General features: G+C 62.9%; 1 protein-coding gene. It reads right to left on the bottom strand.

What is annotated here, in order from left to right; genetic code table 11:
• Window positions 1-22: 22 nt before the first annotated feature.
• The gene (locus tag ABZ953_RS39265) at window positions 23-1,654 is read right to left on the bottom strand and encodes an FtsK/SpoIIIE domain-containing protein (RefSeq protein ID WP_361734324.1); all 1,632 of its coding nucleotides are present in this window, start codon (window positions 1,652-1,654) and stop codon (window positions 23-25) included.
• Window positions 1,655-2,082 lie beyond the last annotated feature (428 nt).

Genomic DNA, 2,082 nt, shown 5'->3' with positions numbered 1-2,082 from the left:
GGTGCCCTGGCGGGCGCTGAGATCAGACGGCGGCCTGCGTGGCGGCGACCAGTGAATCAAGGTCGTAACCGCGCTTGGTGCCTTCCCTGTTCGGCTTGGGCCTCACTCCAAGAAGTGCGGCCAGAGCCTTACCCTGCTGCACTGCATTTGTTTCCGTCACTCCGAGGCACGGCGCGAGATCAGCTGTAGGAATGAAAGTAACCCCGCGATCTTTCATGAGCTCGATTGCCTGAACGAGTGGCGTTTCTGGTGCTTTTTCCAGCACGGTTACGACTGCTTTCTGCTGGCGCTCGTGTACTTCATCGATGACTTCCCACATGAATTCATCCGGGAAGTTGAAGCCACGCAGCAGACGCGAGTGCCCCTCTGCATACACGACGGCTTGCCCCTTGACTGCCGGATTCAGGTGAACAGGATTGATCGGCGCGACCGTATTGAAATAGTCGTCACCGAGCGCCACCTTTGCGTCACCTTCACCCCCCACATAGAGGCATACGCGGTACTGGAACTGAGACCGCACTTTTGTGGGAATGGCGTCCTTGTCCGGGCGCTGCGTGAGCATGATGGTGGAGATTTCCGATTCCAGCGCTTTCCCGGCAAGTTTTCGCGACTTGTCGATTACGCGCGCCACCAGCTCTTTGGACTTCTGCGTCCCGTTGTCAGTGTAGAAGTCGGCCGCTTCATCGATGATGAAAAAGACCGGCTTGAACTCGGGCAAGTCCTCCCGGTTCCTCTTGGCATCCATGATCTTCCGGTACCGCGCGTTCAAGCGGCCGATAAGCTCATCAAGGATGCTTTCGAGGACGGCAGGATCTTCGGATGCCTCATACCGCTTCGCGATTTTCTCGAACGGCGCGAGCCCGCAGAATTTCCCATCGAGCAGATACAGATCGAAATCGCCGTAGGCAATGAGCAGACAGGTGATCAGCCCGTTCGTGAGGGTCGTCTTTCCCATCTGGCTCATACCGGCAACCAGCATGGACGCCCTGCTGAAGGTGACCACCCCGCCGAGCTCACCGGTGATTTCGTGCCCGAGCGGGACGCCCGCGAAGGTGCGGATCTCCTGGCGGGTCGGAGGCGCGAACGGCATGGCGAACGGCTGCGACTTCAGCACGAGCAGCTCGACCTGGCGTTCACTGTCGCGGGAGGTCCTGAGCTTCAGGTGCAGCCGCGTCACCCCGAACATGGACGCGATCACGGCCAGGTTCTTCGCGACTCCTTCGTGGGTGCGCCCCTTGGGCAGCAGGAAGCTGTACCGCGTACCGGCGTCGAGCTGCTCCGTGCGGACGTCTGCGTCCCGGATGTACTCGTCCTGCCCGATGGCACCGCCCCGGCGCAGTACGGCCGTCAGGGCCTCGTGCCGCGGTTCCTGCGGCTGCTCTGCGGCAGGAACCGCCTCCTGCTTCACGGCCGCAGTGGAGGCCGCTGCTTCTGCGCCCGCCTTGTTCCACCCGCGCCGGAGGCGCGACTTGACCCACCAGGCGCCATAGCCGAGGGAGAGCAGCACTCCCACGACGAGCAGGACCGTGGCCGGCCAGGAGAGGCCCAGCTTGTCCTTGATGGCGGCCAGAACGCCGAAGACGATGACCAGGCCGCCGAGCGTGCCGAGCAACTGTCCGGACAGGTCCTCACTGGCCTGTTGCTTCTTTCCCACATCCCTCCCCTTCACGTCTGCGTGAGATCACGTGTACAGAACGTGACTCGCGCGCGAGTTCGAACGGTTCCAGCGATTCCGGTTTTTTTCACCTCTTTTTTTCAGCGCTCGCGGGTCTGCGCGCCGGGTCTGCAAGGGGTAGTGCCTTGCTCGCCGGTCGCTCGCCGGTCTGCGCCGCTCAACTGCTGCTGCTCGTCCGGCTGTTGCGACACAGCCCAGCCAGGTCGTACCGGGCTGGGCCGTCTCGGTGGTGTCGGACTGGGCTGTTGCGGGTCACTGCCCGCGCGGGACTGTCCTCCGTTGGTCTTCGGGTGGTGAGGCATGGGCGCAGGTCCGGCCGCTGGTGGCCGGTCCTGCGCCCAATCCGGAGTGGGTCTCAGGCACTGACGTCGTCGGCACCGACCTATAAGACGACGACGGCGGTATCT

The sequence above is a fragment of the Streptomyces sp. NPDC046465 genome, from assembly GCF_040646035.1.
Lineage (GTDB): Bacteria > Actinomycetota > Actinomycetes > Streptomycetales > Streptomycetaceae > Streptomyces.
Note: the sequence above shows the minus strand (reverse complement) of the source record. Positions and strands in the feature narration are given on the sequence as shown.